Below are 17,137 nucleotides of genomic sequence, written 5' to 3' on the forward strand. Positions count from 1 at the left end.
CGGACGGTTTAGTGCGTTAATCCCAATGTAGGGCTGGAGGTGCTGCTCTTGAAGTCTCTTCCCGCTCCAGTGGGAGTACCGCCCCCAACATCCGGATTTACAGGAGAAGGGTTATGCTCATAAAGTGTCGGCGAGCTTGCCCATCCGGAACGACATCCATGTGAAGGTAGAGGTGGTCTACGCCCAGGCGCACTCGAGGCCCGGGCAGCACGTCTTTGTATACTTCATCACCCTGGAAAACCAGGGCCACGAGACGGTGCAGCTCCTGCGTCGGGAATGGTTCATTCAAGACGGCTGGGGTGGGGTGGTGCACGTGGAGGGTGAGGGGGTGGTGGGTGAGAAGCCCATCCTCGAGCCCGGTCAGCTTTACAGATACAACAGTTTTTGCCCCTTGGCCCACCCCCCTGGCTTAATGTGGGGTTTCTATACCTTCCAGAACATGCTGGGCGCGCTGTTCCGCGTCGAGATACCGGCCTTTGCCCTGCGCCTGCCGGATGCCCACCGCACCCTCAACTAGGCCAGTACGCTGGCGGACTCACTGGCGTCTTCGGTGAGGCGTAAGAAGAACTCCTCGAGGTCGCTCGAGCCGTGCTGGTGCAGGAGTTCCTTAGGGGAGCCCAGGGCCAGCAGACGCCCCCGGTGTACCAGGGCCACCCGGTCGGCGACCTGCTCGGCCAGGTGAAGCTGGTGGGTGGCGTAGAGCACCGCCCGCCCGTTCTTGGAATATTCGCGCAACAAGTCCTTGACCAGCCGGGTGGCGTGGGGGTCGAGCCCCACCATCGGCTCGTCCAGAATCAGGGCCGGTGGGGCGTGCAGAAGGCTCATGGCCAGCGAGAGCTTTTGCCGCATGCCGTGCGAGTAGGTCTCGATCAGCGAGGAAGCGAAGCGCTCGAGGCGGAACTGCACCAGCAGTTCCTCGATGCGGGCCTCGGCCTGGGCCCTGGGCAGGCGGTAGATCCCAGCGGCAAAGCGCAGGAGCTCGAGGCCCGAGAGCTTGCCGTATAGGTAGGGCCGGTCGGGCACGTAACCGAACTGGGCCTTGGCCCGCACCGGGTCTTTCCAGACATCCACCCCCCCTACCAGGGCCCGGCCCCGGCTGGGCCGCAACAACCCCACCAGCGCCTTGATGGTGGTGCTTTTGCCCGCGCCGTTGGGCCCGAGCAGGGCCAGGGTCTCGCCGGGCCGTACTTCCAGGTTCAGGCCGTCCAGGGCCACAAAAGAGCCGTACCGCTTGCTGAGGTCTTCCAGCCGGATCATCGCCACGGTTTAAAGCCTAAGGCCGAAAGCTCTTGGCAAGGGTGCAAAACCTGCTTTTGAGCTTTCGGCCTGGGCGCAACAGTCTTACCGAAGCTCTTCCAGCGCCCGCCGCAAAATGGCGTCCTTGTTCAGGTCTACCTCGGCCTGGCCGCGCTCGGCGGGCAGGTTGACCGCGGGCCGGGGCTGGCTGAAGTTGAACTTGCCCTGGGCGTCGGCCTTGGTGGTAAAGGTCTGGCCGCCGATGGTGATGGTCACGGTCTCGCCGGGCTTGGCCCCGGTGCCCTCAAAGGCCACCGGCACCTCAAAGCGGGTGTCCTTGACCTCGATGTCGGGCTTGATGCCCTGCTTGTTAATGCCACGGCGCTTGGGGGTGAGCCACTCGAAGGTGACCAGGGTCAGGTCGCCACCGTTGGCCAGATCAATCACATTCTGCCCCACACCCTTGCCAAACGAGGTCTCACCGATCACCTTGGCCCGCCCGGTGTCCTGCATGGCCCCGGCCACAATCTCCGAAGCCGAGGCCGAGTTGCCGTTGATCAGCACCACCATTGGGCCGCTCCAGGTGACCTGGCCGTTGGCCTCGCAGTAGAGCCGGGTCTCGTTGCGGGTGCGGGTGTACACGATGGGCCCCTCGCGGATAAAGGCCCGGGCCACCTGGCAGCCCTGATCCAGCAGACCGCCGCCGTTGTCGCGCAGGTCGAAGACCAGCTTTTGCACACCCCGCTGCTTCAGCTCGTTCAGGGCGGCGTTGAGCTGCTCGATGACCCGCACGTTGCCGAAGGTTTCCAGCGCCACGTACCCCACGTTGCCGGGCAGGATGGTTTTGGAGACCGAGATGATCTCGACCCGCTGCCGGATCATCTCGAAGCGCAGGATGGCGTTGGTGCCTTCCCGGCGGATGCCAATGGTGACCTTGGTGTTTTGCGGCCCCCGAATCTGGGCCACAATTTCGTTCAGATCGAGCTTGGTGACGTCCTGGCCGTTGACCTCCACGATGATATCCCCGGCCCGGATGCCGGCGTTGAAGGCCGGCAGGCCCCGGATCACCCCCTGCACCCGTGCGCCGCCGCCGTTTTCGTTGGGGGCCAGGGTGGCGCCGATGCCAAAGAACTCACCCTGGATATCTTGGTTGCGCAGACTGGCCCGTTGGGGCGGGGAGTAGCTGGTAAACTCGTCCTCTAAAGCCCCCAGCATGCCCCTGATGCCGCCCTCGAGCACGCGGTTGAGCTGGTCGGGCTCGAGGCGGGTCAGATACTGGGTTTGCAGGAGTTGATAGGTCTGTACCAGGGCTTGTCCGTAGGGGTTGCGGTTGAAGGCTTCGGCAACCCCCCCCGAAAGCTGGGCATAAACAAGGGCGGCCAGGATGCCACCCAGCACAATTAACCAGGCTCTGCGCTTCATGGTCTCGTTCACCTAAGACCCCAGTGTAGCGGTTGTAGATGAGAGCGAAGTGTTCACCTGCAAACATTGCCGAGCTCTCGAGCGGCACCTTGTTGTACCCTGGAAACCGATGATCCACTTTCATCGGGTGATGCTCGAGTACCCCCGTACCCAGACCAAGGCCCTCTTCGACCTGAACCTGGAAATCAAAAAAGGCGAGTTTGTTTTTCTGGTCGGGCACTCGGGCGCGGGTAAATCGAGCCTGCTAAATCTGATCTTGAAGCGCCTCGAGCCCACCTCAGGGGCGGTTTATTTTGCCGGTGAGAACCTTAAAGCCCTGCACGGCGACCGCATTGCCCTGCACCGCCGGCGGATCGGGGTGGTCTTCCAGGATCACCGGCTGCTGAGGGATCGCACCGTCGAAGAGAACCTGCTTTTCACCCTGCACGTGCTGGGGGTGCCCAGACACGAATGGGATCTGCGGGTGACCCGTGTGTTGCGCCAGGTGGGGATTGTTCACAAGAAGCGGGCCTACCCCGACGAACTTTCGGTGGGGGAGGCCCAGCGGGTGGCCATTGCCAGGGCCCTGGTGGGCGACCCCCAGGTTTTGCTGGCCGACGAACCCACCGGCAACCTCGACCCGGCCAACGCCCTGGCGGTGCTGGAAATTTTCAAATTGGTGCACGCTCGAGGGGCCACCGTGCTGGTGGCGACCCACTCCCGCGATCTGGTGGAAGCCTATCCCCAGCGGGTGGTGGTGCTCAAGGCCGGCCAGTTGGTGCGCGATGACCGGGAGGGGAGGTACAGCCTGGTTTGATGGAGCAGTTGGACAAATATCCCTCGCTGGGGGATGGTAGTATTGAGGTACCAGGCGAGAGGGCATTTTGAAAACCTAAAAGCAGCGTTTCGGGAATCCCGGACTTGGTGGAGGTTTCCGAGTGCCTTCGCCATCCCGAAACCCCGCCTGGGAAGCCAACTCGGGACACGATTGGAGGGCGATGATGAACGTTTACAAACTGGTTGGTCGCCAAATTGAGATCACCGAGGCCCTCAAGAACTACCTGGACAAGAAGATGGCCCGCCTGGATCGCTACTTTGATAACAACGTTGAGGCCAAAGTGGTGCTCTCGATGGCCCAGGGCCCGCGCATCGAGCGCAAGGCCAAGGCCGAGATTCAGGTCAATGTGCCGGGGGGTATTGTGCGGGTGGAGGAGGCCGACCCCGATATGTACGCGGCCATTGATCGCTCGATTGACCGCCTCGAGTACCAGCTCAAGCGTTACAAAGAACGCCACTTTCAGCGCGCGCGCCATGCGGTTCCAGAAGCTGTTCTGGCTGGAAGCGCCCACCTCGAAACCGAGGAAGAGGCCGAGCCCCGCATCGTGCGTACCAAACGCTTTCACATGAAGCCCATGACCCCGGAAGATGCCGCCTTCGAGATGGAAGCCCTAGGCCACGACTTCTTTGTTTTCCGCAACGCCGATACCGAGCAGATTAACGTGATTTATCGGCGTCGTGACGGCAATTATGGCCTGATTGAGCCCACCGCCTGAGCCCCTGCTGCGGTGGGGGGCTGCCGAGCAATGCGCATCCTGGTTACCTCGCTCAAAGGCGGGGTGGGCAAGACCACCACCGCGGTGCACCTGGCCGCGTTTTTGCGGCTTCGCGGCCCCACCTTGCTGATCGATGCCGACCCCGCCCAGGGTGCCTTGGTCTGGGCCCGCCAGGGGCCCGGACTGCCCTTTGAGGTGGCCGGCCCGGAGGAGGCCCGACCCAAGCGCTTTGAGCACGTTGTAATTGATACGGCGGGACACCCGAAGGGCAAGACCCTGCGCGAGTACGCGGGCAAGGCCGACCTGGTGGTGGTGCCCACCTCGCCGGGGCTGCTTTCCTTGGCGAGTTTGCAGCAGTTTTTGCCGATGCTAAGCGACCTCCCGTGGCGGGTTCTGGTGACCCTGGTGCCGCCCTTTCCCTCCCTCGAGGGGGTGCGCGCCTTCGCTTATTTGAGGGCGCGATCCATACCCCACTTCAAACACGCTGTTCATCGCCTGGCAGCCTATGAAAAAGCAGTGCTGGCCGGAACTTTGGTGCAAAACGTTCCAGATCCCCGGGCGGTGCGGGCCTGGGAGGAGTATGTGCTGGTGGGACGGGAGATGCTCAAACGGTAGATGGGCTGTACCGCTGGGGGCTTCCCGCGGGGGTCAAGCGGTGGTGGAGCGCCTAATCGACCGCCTGGACTACCCGTGCAATGCGCTCGAGCGCCTCTTGCACGAGCGAGCGGCTGGTCGCAAAGTTTAGACGCAGCCAGCCCTGGTACTGCGGCCCGAACATCCTGCCATCGTTGAGGCCGACTTTGGCCTGTTCCAGCATGATCTTGTGCGCCTCCTGGGCCAGGGGCGTTTGTGAGAAGTCCAGCCAGGCCAGGTAGGTGCCTTGCGGGGGCCGGTAGCCCACCTGGGGTAGGCGCTGCTGCATAAACCCGGTGACGAGGTCGCGGTTGCCCTTCAGGTAGGCCCGCACCTGCTGTAGCCAGTCCTGGGCGTGCTCGAGCGCAGCCCGCCAGGCTGCCATGGCGAGCACGTTGGGGTGGCCCCCAAGGCCCTTGCTAACCTGGGCCATGGCGCTCAGGATCTGCTTGTTGTGGCTGATGGCCACCCCGCCGCCCAGCCCGGCGGTGTTGTACGACTTGCAGGGCCCGGTGAGGGTCACGGTGCGCTGGGCAATCTCGGGGCTCAAAGAGGCAATGGGGATGTGCTGGCCCTCGTAAATCAGGTCGGCCCAGAGTTCGTCGGACATCACCCACAGGCGGTGGCGCAGGGCAAACTCGGCCAGTCGCTCCAGCTCGTCACGTCGGAAGACCCGCCCGGTGGGGTTCTGGGGGTTGCACAGCAGCAGTAGCCGGGTGCGGGGGGTCACCAGGCGCTCGAGCTGATCAAAGTCAATCTCCCAGCCGCTGGGGGTGGGTTGCAGCGGGTTGTGCCGGGCGATGCGGTGGTGCTCGCTGAGGGCGTTGAGAAACGGAGGATAGACCGGCACCTGGGTGATCACCTCATCGCCGGGGCTGCTCAGGGCCAGCACGCTGGCGTAGATGGCCGGCACCACCGAGGTGGTGAGCAGCAGGTTTTCGGGGGTAAGACCCTCCAGACCGAACTGGCTTTGCTGCTGAATAATGCGTTCCAGCAGCAGCCCATCCCCTTTCATCTGGGGATAGCCCACCCGCTCCTGCAGCCGCTCTACAATGGCCTGGGTGATGGCCGGGCTGATGGGGAAGTCCATGTCGGCCACCCACATGGGCAGTACGTCCGCAGGGTAAAAGTGCCACTTGCCGCTGTAGCCGTAGGGATCGCGCAGGGTGCGGGGCGATAGCTCGTCCAATTGCATGGCTATAGCTTATCTCCAATCAGGACGGCTGTTTGGCAAACAGGCTGCGCTCACAACTCCGGTGTGGTGGAGTGGGAAGGAATAACGATGTCTTCGAGTTCCTCTTCCAGCACAATCTGATTGCGGCCACCGGCCTTGGCCCGGTACATGGCCTCGTCGGCGCGGCTTAGCAGGGCGGCGATGCTGTCACCTTGCCGGTAGCAGGCCACCCCAAGACTTAGCGTGACCTGCACGCCCGATATGGGGCTTTCGCGGATGGCTCCCAGCAGCCGTTGCGCCAGCAAGTAGGCCTGTTGAAGGTCGGTCTCAGGGGCCAGGATCAGAAATTCCTCACCGCCCCACCGGGCCAGGCTATCGCTCTCACGCAGGTGCTGCGCCAGCCGCCCGGCCACCTCCCGCAAAACCTGATCGCCCACCGAATGGCCGTAGGTATCGTTGATTTGTTTGAAATGGTCGAGGTCGGCCAGCAGGAGTGCAAAAGGGCGATTGTAGCGGCGGGCCCGATCCAGCTCACCCTCCAGTTTTTGCTGCATGGCCCGGCGGTTGGTCAGGTTGGTGAGGGCATCGGTATGGGCCATCTGGTGCATCTGGGCGTAGTGCCGGCGCAGGTAAGCAAACATGTACAGCAAGGCCAGGTAGGCGATGTTGGAAAAGGTGAACTGCAGGGCGGTATTGATAGAGGAGACGTTAATGGAAGGGCTCATGAGCATGCCCACTGCGCCCGCCAGCAAACCCAGAACCAGATACACCAGCGAAAAACGCAAGGCCTGTCTGCGGTTGAGCAGATTGAAGGCCATCAGGTAGACCATGGGAAACCACAAGGCTGCAGGGGTAATGCCGTCGCGCTGGTGTAGTTTGTAGGCGGCTTCATAAAATAGACTGACAATCTCGTAAATTGCTATTAAGGCCAGGGCAATCTGCCAGACCCATCGAACGTTCTGCGGATTGCGCCAGAGGTGAAATTCCAGGGCGATAAACCCCACGGCCATTGGCAGCAGCAGATACTGATCGGGCAGCGATAATTTGTTGGAGGTGACCGACAGCCCCCAGGCGGTTAGGGCAGCCCCGGCCCCGAGGGGAAGTAACCACAGGGTGAGGCGAATCCGCAGGGTCTCGAGGGGATCGGCCACCTCGAGGGTTACGTAGGGGTCAGGGGCTGGGCGGGGCAGCATAGCCAGTACCAAATAGATGAGGACAATCTAACATCAATGCTCGAGATTTTGTGCTTCACCTGACACACCGTGAATTCTTACTTGAAACACCCGCCCCCTACAAGCGGGCTGGTTGGTTGCCGCACAATGCCGATGGTCGGCCTGATTCTGGTAGGCTTGGGCCCGGAATGTCAGCGCTCGAGTCCGACTGGTGGAAACTGGGTTTGCGGGTGGCCGGCGTGGATGAGGCCGGGCGGGGTGCGCTGGCCGGGCCGGTGGTGGCGGCGGCGGTAATCCTGCCCCCTCCGAAAGAGCCAGCCCTGTACCCCTTTCGCGACTCCAAAACCCTCACCCCCAGGGCGCGCGAGCACCTAGCAGAGCAAGTCCGGGCAGTGGCCCTGGCCTGGGGGGTGGGATGGGCTGAGGTAGCCGAGATAGACCGGCTCGGCATTCTGCGGGCAACCCACCTGGCGGCTGCTCGAGCCTTGGAGCAGCTTAAGGTATCTCCGGAGGCCTTGCTCACCGATTACCTGCGCTTAGAGCAGGAGTGGCAGCAGTATCTGCGCAACAACCCATCCCGACCCGACGCACCGCACCTGCTGCGCGCACCACCCAAGGCCGATCGGCATAGCCCCACGGTCGCGGCGGCCAGCATCCTGGCTAAAGTGGCGCGGGATCGGTACATGGAGGCGCTCGAGCAACGCTACCCGGGCTATGGCTTTGCGCAGCACAAGGGCTACGGTACCACCCTGCACCTGCGGGCTTTGAAGGCCCTGGGCCCTTGCGGGGCGCACCGCCGCACTTTTGCTCCGGTGGCCCAAACCGGGCTTTTTTAGATTTTGTTTAAGCAAGGCTACTGCCGGACGCGGTGGGGTACAATGGGTGTCAGGAATTATGCGTGCAAAGCTAGGGCTTGTCTTGTTGGTGGTACTGATTTCCGCTTGCTTCCCCACGCGCTCGAGTCTTACGGTGGGGCTGCGCTTTGGCGTCGAACTAAGCCCCGTCATCACCCGCTTCGAACCGGATCGGGGGGTGGCGGCTGGCTACCGGGTGGGGGATAGCGTGAGCTTTATCATCAGCCTGGCCCGGCCCGGCTACGTGGTTTTGGTCGGCATAGATCCAGACGGAGTAGCCTACGAATTCGATCGGGTTTTTCTAAACCCGGGCACCCATAGGCTTTCGGGGCCGCCCGGCTTCCGCTACGAGGTGCGCCCGCCCCTTGGCTTGCAGCGGGTGCGGGCCATCTATACCGATACCCCCCATCCCTCCGGTTTTGTGTTCCGGGGTACTTATAGCCTGGCGCTTTGGGATCAGCAGACCTCTATTTACATTCAGCGTTCGGGCTCGAGGGTGCGCGACGTGGCCGAAACGTATTTCTACATTCGCTAGCACCTACCTGGATGGCTGCTAAAAACATGGAATTTTTGTTAGGAATTGCTGGATAACTGCCCTATCGCCACTGGGAAAACCTGCTTTGCTGCAGCTCGGCTTGTGCGCAAAAGAAAGCTGGGCTCTTTCATAAGCAGCGGTTTTTGAAATCGCTATTGAAGCCCCATATTGGCTAGCATATAATCACTTCGCACCAGACGTGCAAGAAAACATACCTTTTCGCTAAGGAGGAAGCTTAATGAAGCGACGTGACTTCTTGAAGAAGGCGGGGGTCGGTGCCGTAGCGGCGAGCACCGTGTTTGGCCCGGTCTATGCCCAGACCCTGCCGCGTTTGCGCTGGCGTATGGCCACGAGCTGGCCCCGCTCGCTGGATACCCTGTTTGGCGCTGCCGAGATTGTGGCCAGGCGGGTGGCCGAGATGACCGATGGCCGGTTCGAGATCACCCCCTATCCGGCGGGTGAGATTGCTCCCGGGCTGCAGGTGCTGGATGTGGTGCAGGCCGGCAACGTTGAGATGGGCCATACGGCTAACTATTACTACGTGGGCAAAAGCCCCTCGCTGGCCTTCGATACCGGGGTACCCTTTGGCCTGAACCCTCGCCAGCAAAACGCCTGGCTCTACTTTGGCGGTGGGTTGCAGGCCATGCAGCGGGTGGCCGCCGACTTCAACGTCATCACCTTCCCGGCAGGTAACACCGGGGTGCAGATGGGCGGCTGGTTCCGCAGGGAAATCCGGGGCCCTGAAGACCTCAGGGGGCTGCGCTTCCGCATTCCAGGCCTAGGGGGGCAGGTTATGGCCCGCCTGGGGGTTACGGTGCAAACCCTGGCGGCTGGGGAGATCTTCCTGGCGCTCGACCGTGGCGCTATCGACGCAGCCGAGTTTGTAGGCCCCTACGATGACGAAAAACTCGGTCTGAACAAGGCGGCCCGCTTCTACTACTACCCCGGCTGGTGGGAACCCGGTTCGACAGTTTCCACTCTGATCAACCTCGAGCGCTGGCGCAGCCTGCCCAAGGAGTACCAGGAGATTGTCAAGGCGGCCTGCGCCGAGGCCAACGATCGAACCATAGCCGAATACGATGCCAAAAACGCCCCGGCGCTGGCCCGGTTGCAGCGGGCTGGCACCCAGCTTAGACCCTATCCTTCCAGCGTGCTGCAGGCGGCCAACAGAGAGGCCACCGCTTTGTACGAAGAAATTGCCGCCAAAGATACCACCTACCGTGGCATCTACGAGAACTGGAAGAAATTCCGCGACGAGTCCCGCCGCTGGTTTGCGCTTAACGAGTTCCGCTACGATGATTTTGTCCGCACCTTGCGGTAAAGCTGCGTCGGCCGAATCCCCTACAACGTCGTAGGGGATTTTTGCTTGACTGAAAAGGGTTGGCTGGCTAGCATAAGCGAAGCCAACAAGGAGTTAGCGAAATGCGCGCACAGGTTGTTCTACCTAGGGGAGGCCGGGTTTGAAGGCGTTGCTTTTAATAGCCCGGCTGATAGATGGGCTCAACGAATGGGTGGGGCGTGTGACCCTGTGGCTGGTGGTACCGATGATCGCTATTGGGGCCTACAACGCCATTGGGCGCAGCCTGGATAAGAGCCTGGGAACCCGCCTGGCCTCCAACACTTACTTTGAGCTGCAGTGGTATCTTTTTTCCCTGATTTTTCTTCTGATGGTAGGGTATGTGCTCAAACACAACGGCCATATCCGGGTGGATGTGATCTATGCCCGCCTGGACGACCGAGGCCGGGCCTGGGTCAATATGCTCGGATCTATTTTGTTCGTGGTGCCTTTTGCCGTGCTGCTCTTTTATGTCTCTTTGCCACTGGTGGCCTTCTCGATACAGGTACGGGAAGTCTCCTTAGACGCGGGTGGGCTGCCCCGCTGGCCCCTCAAGCTGATGCTGCTTCCAGCCTTTGTACTGCTGGCCCTGCAGGGCCTATCAGAGTTCATTAAGAACCTGGCGTACCTGCGTGGGGCCTTGCCCAGGCCGCCCTATGAGGCTGAAGGGGAGGTGGCCTAGATGGTGCTCTCGGGTGGTGGCGTGGAGCTGCTGGGCGGGGCGATGTTTATTGCCGCGCTGGTGCTTATTTTTACCGGTTACCCGGTGGCTTTTGCGCTGGGCGGGGTGGCGCTTATTTTTGGGGCTATTGGCATTGGCCTTGGAGAGTTTGACATTCGTTTTGTGGGCAGCCTGCCCCAGCGCATTTTCGGCATTATGTCCAACTACACCCTGCTGGCCATCCCGTACTTTATTTTTTTGGGCCTCATTTTAGAAAAATCCAAGCTGGCCGAGCAGCTTTTGGACACGGTTGGGCAGCTTTTTGGGCCCATCCGGGGCGGGGTGGCTATTGCGGTGGTGTTGGTGGGTACGCTGCTGGCGGCCACAACCGGTGTGGTGGCGGCTACCGTGGTGGCGATGGGCCTTATCTCGTTGCCGGTGATGCTCAAGTACGGCTACAGCAGGCCCCTGGCCACGGGGGTGATTGCGGCCTCGGGCACCTTGGGCCAGATCATTCCGCCCAGCATCGTGCTGGTGGTGCTGGGCGACCAACTGGGGATCAGCGTGGGTGATCTGTTCTTGGGGGCGTTGATACCGGGCCTTATTCTCTCAGGGGGGTTGGTTGTGCTGGTGGCCTTGGTGGCCCTGTTCCGGCCCAAGCTGGCCCCCGCCCTGCCGCCCGAAGCCCGCCCGTACCAGGGTTGGGAGCTGGCCCGGCGGGCTTTGGTGGCCCTGGTGCCGCCGGTTTTGCTGATTGTTTTTGTGCTGGGTAGTATTTTCTTTGGCATCGCCACCCCCACCGAGGCCGGGGCGGTGGGCTCTATTGCAGCGTTGTTGATGGCGGCCTCCTACCGCCGCCTGACCTGGAAGGTGTTTTACGATGCCGTGGTCGAGACGGCGCGCTTCACCAGCATGGTGATCTTTATCCTGATTGGGGCCACCGCTTTTAGCCTGATCTTCCGGGGCCTCGAGGGCGATAAGCTGGTGAAAGACATCCTGGTGGCGCTGCCCGGTGGAGAAATAGGGTTCATCGTGTTTGTGATGGTGATGGTGTTTATTCTGGGCTTTTTTATCGACTTCTTTGAAATTTGCTTTATTGTGGTGCCCCTGGTGCTGCCGGCGGCCACAGCCATCTGGACGGCCCAGGCCGAGGCCTTGCAGATGGCTGGCCACTACGACCTCTCCACCGAGGCCTTCGTGCAGCAAAAGCTATTGTGGTTCGGCATTGTGCTGGCCATGAACCTGCAGACCAGCTTCCTCACCCCGCCCTTTGGCTTTGCCCTCTTCTACCTGCGCGGGGTGGCCCCACCGGAGGTCAAGACCACCGAGATCTACAAAGGGGTGATTCCCTTCATTATTGTCCAGCTCATTGTGCTGGTGATCGTAATTGCCTTCCCCAGCCTGAGCAGTTGGCTGCCCTCGCTGCGGGGGGTACCAGGGGGCTAGGGGATCAGCAGCACCTTGCCGGTGGTCTCGCGGCTTTGCAGCGCCCGGTGGGCCTGGGCGGCCTGGGCCAGGGGGAACTCGGCCCCGATGCGAATTTTGAGCCGGCCTTCCAGGGCCCAGCGCATTACATCGCCGGCCCGCCACTCCAGCTCCTCTCGGGTCTGGGTGTAGTGCCACAGGGAGGGCCGGGTTAGGTAGAGGCCGCCCTTCTGGTTGAGGACTTGTGGGTTGAAGGGAGGCACCGGCCCGCTGCTCTGCCCGTACAGCACCAGCATCCCCCGGATGCGCAGGCTGTTCAGGCTGCCTTCCCAGGTGGACTGCCCCACCCCGTCGTAGACCACATCCACCCCTTTGCCGCCGGTAATTTCGCGGGCTTTCTGGTCGAAGCCTTCGTAGGGCAGGGTGTAATCGGCCCCGGCTTCCTTGGCCAGGGCCCGCTTTCCCTCCGAGGAAGCGGTGGCGATAACGGTGGCCCCAATTTGCTTAGCCATCTGAATTAAGAGAAGCCCCACCCCGCCCGCCCCGGCGTGCACGAGGCAGGTCTCACCGGCCTTGAGGGGGTAGGTGCTGTACACCAGGTAGTGGGCGGTCATGCCCTGAAGCATGCCGGCCACGGCAATTTTGGCCTCGAGCCCATCCGGAATCTGCACCAGTTTGTCGGCGGGCACCACGGCGTACTCGGCGTAGCTGCCCTGCACGTTGGAGTAGACCACCCGGTCGCCGGGCTTCACGCCGGCCACCCCCGGCCCCACCGCCTCGACCACACCGGCCCCCTCCTCGCCCACCGTGAAGGGGGTGGGGACGCTGTACAGGCCGGAGCGCTTGTAGGTATCAATAAAGTTGACCCCAATGGCCTGAAGCCGCACCAGGGCCTGCCCCTCGCCGGGGGTGGGGACTGGGATTTCCTCCAGTTGCAGGGCCTCGAGGCCGCCGGGCTGGTGTACGCGAATGGCTTTCATAGCTATAGACTAACCCGATTTTGGCGCAGCTTGAACGGCAAGGAACCCCGGGCCCGCGCACCGCCCAGCACCTTGACCAGGGCCCGCAGGGTGGGGGCGCGGAAGCCATAGGTCACGAAGGCCGGTTTGCGCAGGCTCAGGATGTGGTAGGGGTTCCACAAAGCGATGTGCGCGGCCCGTTTGCCCAGGGTGAAGGCCTGCTTGAGGAGCCGGGTTTCCGCTTCGCTCAGGCGGCCGCGACCGACCGAGACCACCAGCAGGTAGTCGGCCGTGGCGGCGGCCTGTTCCAGCCCGCTCTTGAAGGCATCGGCCTGTTGGGGGTCGTAGACAAACTGACTGACCCCGGCGAAGCGGGTCTTGAGCAGATCGGCAAAGTCCTTGACCGCGAGGGTCTCGCCGTAGGGGCCGGCCTCGAAGGTGCTGCCCGCCGAGACCAGCAAAATTCGATCCGAGCGCCGGGGGCGCAGCGGCCGGCGGTAGGCGGTAATGCTCCGCAGGGCCACCTGTTCCATGAGGGCCTGGTCGCGCTTCTGCTGGGCTGGGGGGTAGGGCTGGGCCTGGCCGGGGAAGCGCAGGGCGGCCTCCAGCAGACGCAGTTGGCTTTGCCGGGCCTGTTCCTCGGAAAGTGAGCCGTTTTCCAGGGCTTGCTGGATGGCGGTGGCCTGGGCGATATGCACCTCGGGCTGGCCCAGCGACAGAATCATATCGGCCCCGGCCTGCAAGCTTTTTACGGCAGCCTCGCCGATGGGGTAGTTTTTGCTGATGGCTTTCATGTCCAGCGCATCGGTGACGATGATGCCCTGAAAGCCCAATTTTTTACGCAAGAACCCGGTGAGGATTTTTTTAGAGAGGGTGGCCGGGTGCTGTTTGTCCAGGGCGGGGAAGCGGATATGGGCGCTCATAATCGAGCTGATCTGGGCTTCCACAGCTTTGCGAAAGGGGTAGAGTTCGGTGCGCTCGAGCTCTTCCAGCGTTTTATTCACCACTGGCAGCTCGAGGTGCGAGTCCAGGAAGGTGTCGCCGTGTCCGGGGAAATGCTTGATGGCAGCCATTACCCCGGCCTGCTCGAGGCCCCGGGCCCAGGCCAGGGACAGCCGGGCTACTTTTTTGGGGTCGGAGCCAAAGCTGCGGTCGCCGATCACCGGGTTTTGGGGGTTGGTGTTCACGTCCACGGAGGGGGCAAAGTTCCAGTTGATGCCCAGCGAGATGAGGGCACGGCCCACCGCCGCCCCCACCGCTTCGGCCGTCTTGACCTCCCCCACCGCGCCCAGGGCCATCGGGGAGGGGGCCAGGGCAAACTCCAGTACCCGCTGCACCGCCCCGCCCTCCTGGTCAATGGCAATCCAGGCCTGGGGCCCCAGCACCGCGCGAATCTCGGCCACCAGTTGGCGAACCTGCTCGGGGTTCTGGATGTTTTTGCGAAACAGGCACACCCCCCCAAAGCGGTAGCGCTCGAGGTGGGCGCGGGTGGCCGCGTCCAGGGTGGGGCCGGGGATGTCTACCATCATCAGGCTGGTGGCAAGAAATAGCTTTTCCATGATTGCCTCTGCATAGTATGACCTTGAGGCCGGGGGGCTTGTAAAGCTTGCTGGTTCCAGACCGAAAACGGGTAGGGCAGTGGATAGAAGTGGCTGAAATCTGTTGGGCATACGCGCCGGGGTTTAGTATTCCTGTAGGATGTCTGTACAGTTTGCATAGGAAGAGCAGATTTCCACCCAACGTATGAAGCATGCACTTTTGCTGCCCGCCAATATCAGACCCATCACCCTCGAGCCCCCCCATCAACCGGCTCGAGCGGTGGGGTTGGCGATGCGTTTATTGCGGTTGGAGGCTCTCGACCAGGTGAACACACCCGGCAGTCCGGCTGCCATGGCCAAATTGCTTGCGGGCGGTTCTTGCGCGCCTCGAGATGCCGGCGGGGGCATCATACCGGCGCGGCGGGTTCCGCACAGCCTGGAAATGGCCCACGGCAACGCCCTATGGAGGAAAACCAACAGGCCATCAGCCTGAGATTGGGACGATAGATGGCGCAACTTGTGGGAACACTAATAACCCCCAGTCTTTCTTATCCGGGTCGTATAGCCTTTGCGGAGCGCATCGAGGCCCTGGAGCCACTGGATGCCGACCAGGGCAGTCCGGAGCGCTTTATTCTGCCAGGCTTTATAGACCTACACGTGCACGGGGGGGATGGGGCCGACTGCATGGATGGGGAGCAGGCCGTGCGACGGATGGCCCGCTTCCACGCCCGGCATGGCACCACCGCCCTGCTCGCCACCACCGTTACGGCGCCGCTGGAGGAGCTCGAGGCCGCTTTGCGGGGCATCGCTGCGGTGGTGCAGAACCCCGGCCCTGGTGAGGCGCGGGTGCTGGGGGTGCATCTGGAGGGGCCGTTTATCAGCCCGGAAAGGCTGGGGGCCCAGCCGCCCTACGCCCTCGAGCCCAGCATCGAGACCATGCGCTATTTGCTCTCCCTGGCCCCAATTCGAGTGGTGACGCTGGCCCCCGAACGGCCAGGGGCGCTCGAGCTAATCCGCTTCCTGAGTGAGCAGGGGGTGCGGGTGCAGCAAGGCCACACAGCGGCCACCTATGCCCAGGCGCTGGCGGGTTTTGAGGCCGGGGCCCAGGGTTTTACCCATTTCTACAACGCCATGACCCCCCTGCACCACCGCGAGCCGGGGGTGGTGGGCCTGGGCCTCGAGCGCGCCCGTTGGGCCGAGATTATTCCGGACGGGCTGCACGTGCACCCGGCGGTCATCCGTGCGCTGGCCCGAGCCATCCCCCAGACCTATGCTGTAACCGATGCAGTGGCTGCTGCAGGGCGGCCCGAGGGGGAGTACCGGTTGGGGCGGCACCGCGTCTACAAGAAAAGCCAAGGGGTTTTCCTGGCCGATGGCACCCTGGCTGGGAGCGCCCTTACCATGGACAGGGCTGCGTATAATCTGCGCTGCTGGGGCTATACCGTGCCTGAGGTGATGCAGATGACCTCGAGCTTTGCCGCCCAGTACCTGGGAATCCCGCATGGGCTGGAAATAGGCCAGCCCGCCGACCTGGTGGTGCTCGACGAGCAGGCGCGGCTTGTGGAGGTGTATGTGCGAGGCCAGAAAGTGGAGGTCTCTGGATGAGAGCGGTCGAAACCAAGATGTTCAAAGAAGCCCATCAAGCCCCTGCGGTGGTGGAGCAGGCCTTGCGAGAAAACAAGAGCGAGATGGAGTTACTCGGCACCTTCCTGCGCCGCCACACCCCGCCCTTTGCGCTGACGGTGGCTCGAGGTAGCTCCGACCATGCAGCCCTGTACGGTAAGTATCTAATCGAAAGCCTGCTGGGCCTGGTCTGCTCCTCGGCCATCCCCTCGGTGCACACGGTTTACGGGCAGCGCCTGGCCCTGAGCCGGGCGTTGGTGATCGCCATCTCGCAGTCGGGCCAGAGCCCGGATCTGATCGAGGTCACCCGCCAGGCCCGGCGCGAAGGGGCCCTGACCCTGGCCCTGGTCAACCAGGAGCACTCCCCCCTGGCCCAGACCGCCGAGGTGGTGCTGCCGCTGTGGGCGGGCCTCGAGGAGGCGGTGGCGGCCACCAAGAGCTACCTGGCCGCCCTGGCCTCGCTGGCCCAGTTGGTCGCCGCCTGGGCCGAAGACAAACCCCTCAAAGAAGCCCTGGCGAGGCTGCCGGAAGCCATGTACAAAGCCGCTGAGGCCAACTGGCAGGCCGGGCTGGAGCCGCTGGTGGAAGCAGAAAACGGCCTGGTGGTGGGGCGGGGCTACGCTTTTGCGGTGGCCAACGAGCTGGCCCTCAAGCTCAAGGAGACCAGCGCCTTTCACGCCGAGGCCATGTCGGGCGCCGAGCTTTTGCACGGCCCGGTGGCGCTGGTGGAACCCGACTTCCCCCTGCTGGTGCTGGCTCCCAAAGACAAACCACTGCCCGGCATGCTGAGCCTGCTGGAAAACCTGCGTAGCAAAGGCGGACACCTGCTGGTGGCCTCCTCCGAAAGCGAGGCGCTGGAGCTGGCCCACACCCCCTTGCCGCTCCCCGGCAGGCTCCACCCGGTGCTGGACTCCATTCTGCTGGCCCAGGCCTTTTACCCCTTCGCCGCCGAACTCTCGGTGGCCCGGGGCTTCGACCCCGATGCCCCGCGCAACCTGTCCAAGGTGACCCGCACGCGTTGAGGTGCTTCGGATTGG

Annotated in this window: 17 protein-coding genes; 11 read left to right on the forward strand and 6 right to left on the reverse strand. The window is 62.8% G+C overall.

The annotated features are described in order from the left end of the window. The first annotated feature begins 124 nt into the window (after window positions 1–124). On the forward strand, window positions 125–517 hold the full coding sequence (gene apaG, locus MRUB_RS02055) for a Co2+/Mg2+ efflux protein ApaG (RefSeq protein WP_013012702.1): 393 nt from the start codon (window positions 125–127) through the stop codon (window positions 515–517). Here the strand turns inward: apaG and MRUB_RS02060 are convergent. Together MRUB_RS02060 and MRUB_RS02065 are read right to left on the reverse strand one after the other, a co-directional pair. Continuing rightward, on the reverse strand, window positions 514–1,257 hold the full coding sequence (locus tag MRUB_RS02060) for an ABC transporter ATP-binding protein (protein WP_013012703.1): 744 nt from the start codon (window positions 1,255–1,257) through the stop codon (window positions 514–516). The two genes, apaG and MRUB_RS02060, sit on opposite strands and share 4 nt — an antisense overlap. An 84-nt stretch (window positions 1,258–1,341) precedes the next feature. After that, entirely contained in the window at window positions 1,342–2,658 is a 1,317-nt protein-coding gene (locus MRUB_RS02065; RefSeq protein WP_013012704.1) for a S41 family peptidase, read from the reverse strand. Window positions 2,659–2,767: 109 nt separating this feature from the next. Between MRUB_RS02065 and ftsE the strand changes: the two genes are divergently transcribed. The 3 genes from ftsE to MRUB_RS16165 all read left to right on the forward strand — a co-directional run bounded on the left by ftsE (window position 2,768) and on the right by MRUB_RS16165 (window position 4,805). Continuing rightward, window positions 2,768–3,454: a cell division ATP-binding protein FtsE gene (gene ftsE / locus MRUB_RS02070; RefSeq protein ID WP_013012705.1), complete on the forward strand. Its 687-nt coding sequence runs from the start codon at window positions 2,768–2,770 to the stop codon at window positions 3,452–3,454. A 184-nt stretch (window positions 3,455–3,638) separates the two neighbouring features. Beyond that, entirely contained in the window at window positions 3,639–4,190 is a 552-nt protein-coding gene (gene hpf / locus MRUB_RS02075) for a ribosome hibernation-promoting factor, HPF/YfiA family (RefSeq protein ID WP_013012706.1), read from the forward strand. Window positions 4,191–4,220: 30 nt separating this feature from the next. Then, window positions 4,221–4,805 carry a ParA family protein gene (locus tag MRUB_RS16165; RefSeq protein ID WP_013012707.1) on the forward strand — a complete coding sequence of 195 codons (585 nt, stop codon included), beginning with the start codon at window positions 4,221–4,223 and terminating at the stop codon, window positions 4,803–4,805. 52 nt (window positions 4,806–4,857) lie between these two features. On the opposite strand, the gene MRUB_RS02085 is transcribed toward MRUB_RS16165, so the two are convergent. Both MRUB_RS02085 and MRUB_RS02090 read right to left on the reverse strand, forming a co-directional pair. Beyond that, window positions 4,858–6,018, reverse strand: coding sequence for a MalY/PatB family protein (locus MRUB_RS02085; RefSeq protein ID WP_013012708.1), 1,161 nt, complete (start codon window positions 6,016–6,018; stop codon window positions 4,858–4,860). A 50-nt stretch (window positions 6,019–6,068) separates the two neighbouring features. Beyond that, entirely contained in the window at window positions 6,069–7,190 is a 1,122-nt protein-coding gene (locus MRUB_RS02090) for a GGDEF domain-containing protein (protein ID WP_013012709.1), read from the reverse strand. A gap of 167 nt (window positions 7,191–7,357) precedes the next feature. On the opposite strand from MRUB_RS02090, the gene MRUB_RS02095 reads away from it, so the two are divergent. The 5 genes from MRUB_RS02095 to MRUB_RS02115 all read left to right on the forward strand — a co-directional run bounded on the left by MRUB_RS02095 (window position 7,358) and on the right by MRUB_RS02115 (window position 12,001). After that, a complete protein-coding gene (locus MRUB_RS02095; RefSeq protein ID WP_013012710.1) occupies window positions 7,358–8,005 on the forward strand; it encodes a ribonuclease HII in 648 nt (215 codons plus the stop codon). A gap of 58 nt (window positions 8,006–8,063) precedes the next feature. Then, on the forward strand, window positions 8,064–8,558 hold the full coding sequence (locus MRUB_RS02100) for a DUF4384 domain-containing protein (RefSeq protein ID WP_013012711.1): 495 nt from the start codon (window positions 8,064–8,066) through the stop codon (window positions 8,556–8,558). Window positions 8,559–8,796: 238 nt separating this feature from the next. Further along, window positions 8,797–9,879, forward strand: a complete 1,083-nt coding sequence (locus MRUB_RS02105; protein ID WP_013012712.1) for a TRAP transporter substrate-binding protein — start codon at window positions 8,797–8,799, stop codon at window positions 9,877–9,879. 139 nt (window positions 9,880–10,018) lie between these two features. Then, window positions 10,019–10,576 (forward strand): TRAP transporter small permease subunit, encoded by a 558-nt coding sequence (locus MRUB_RS02110; RefSeq protein WP_013012713.1) that lies wholly within the window; start codon window positions 10,019–10,021, stop codon window positions 10,574–10,576. Beyond that, window positions 10,577–12,001 carry a TRAP transporter large permease gene (locus MRUB_RS02115; protein WP_013012714.1) on the forward strand — a complete coding sequence of 475 codons (1,425 nt, stop codon included), beginning with the start codon at window positions 10,577–10,579 and terminating at the stop codon, window positions 11,999–12,001. Here the strand turns inward: MRUB_RS02115 and MRUB_RS02120 are convergent. Together MRUB_RS02120 and nagZ are read right to left on the reverse strand one after the other, a co-directional pair. Beyond that, the gene (locus MRUB_RS02120; RefSeq protein WP_013012715.1) at window positions 11,998–12,960 is read right to left on the reverse strand and encodes a quinone oxidoreductase family protein; all 963 of its coding nucleotides are present in this window, start codon (window positions 12,958–12,960) and stop codon (window positions 11,998–12,000) included. The two genes, MRUB_RS02115 and MRUB_RS02120, sit on opposite strands and share 4 nt — an antisense overlap. A 2-nt stretch (window positions 12,961–12,962) precedes the next feature. Next, window positions 12,963–14,498: a beta-N-acetylhexosaminidase gene (gene nagZ, locus MRUB_RS02125; protein ID WP_013012716.1), complete on the reverse strand. Its 1,536-nt coding sequence runs from the start codon at window positions 14,496–14,498 to the stop codon at window positions 12,963–12,965. Window positions 14,499–14,984: 486 nt separating this feature from the next. Here nagZ and nagA point away from each other — a divergent pair, with 486 nt between their 5' ends. Beyond that, window positions 14,985–16,082 carry an N-acetylglucosamine-6-phosphate deacetylase gene (gene nagA / locus MRUB_RS02130; protein ID WP_013012717.1) on the forward strand — a complete coding sequence of 366 codons (1,098 nt, stop codon included), beginning with the start codon at window positions 14,985–14,987 and terminating at the stop codon, window positions 16,080–16,082. Further along, window positions 16,079–17,122, forward strand: a complete 1,044-nt coding sequence (locus tag MRUB_RS02135) for an SIS domain-containing protein (protein WP_013012718.1) — start codon at window positions 16,079–16,081, stop codon at window positions 17,120–17,122. The genes nagA and MRUB_RS02135 overlap by 4 nt, the downstream gene beginning before the upstream one ends. The last annotated feature ends 15 nt before the right edge of the window (window positions 17,123–17,137 follow it).

Origin of the sequence: Meiothermus ruber DSM 1279 (genome assembly GCF_000024425.1) — a bacterium.
GTDB classification, from domain to species: domain Bacteria; phylum Deinococcota; class Deinococci; order Deinococcales; family Thermaceae; genus Meiothermus; species Meiothermus ruber.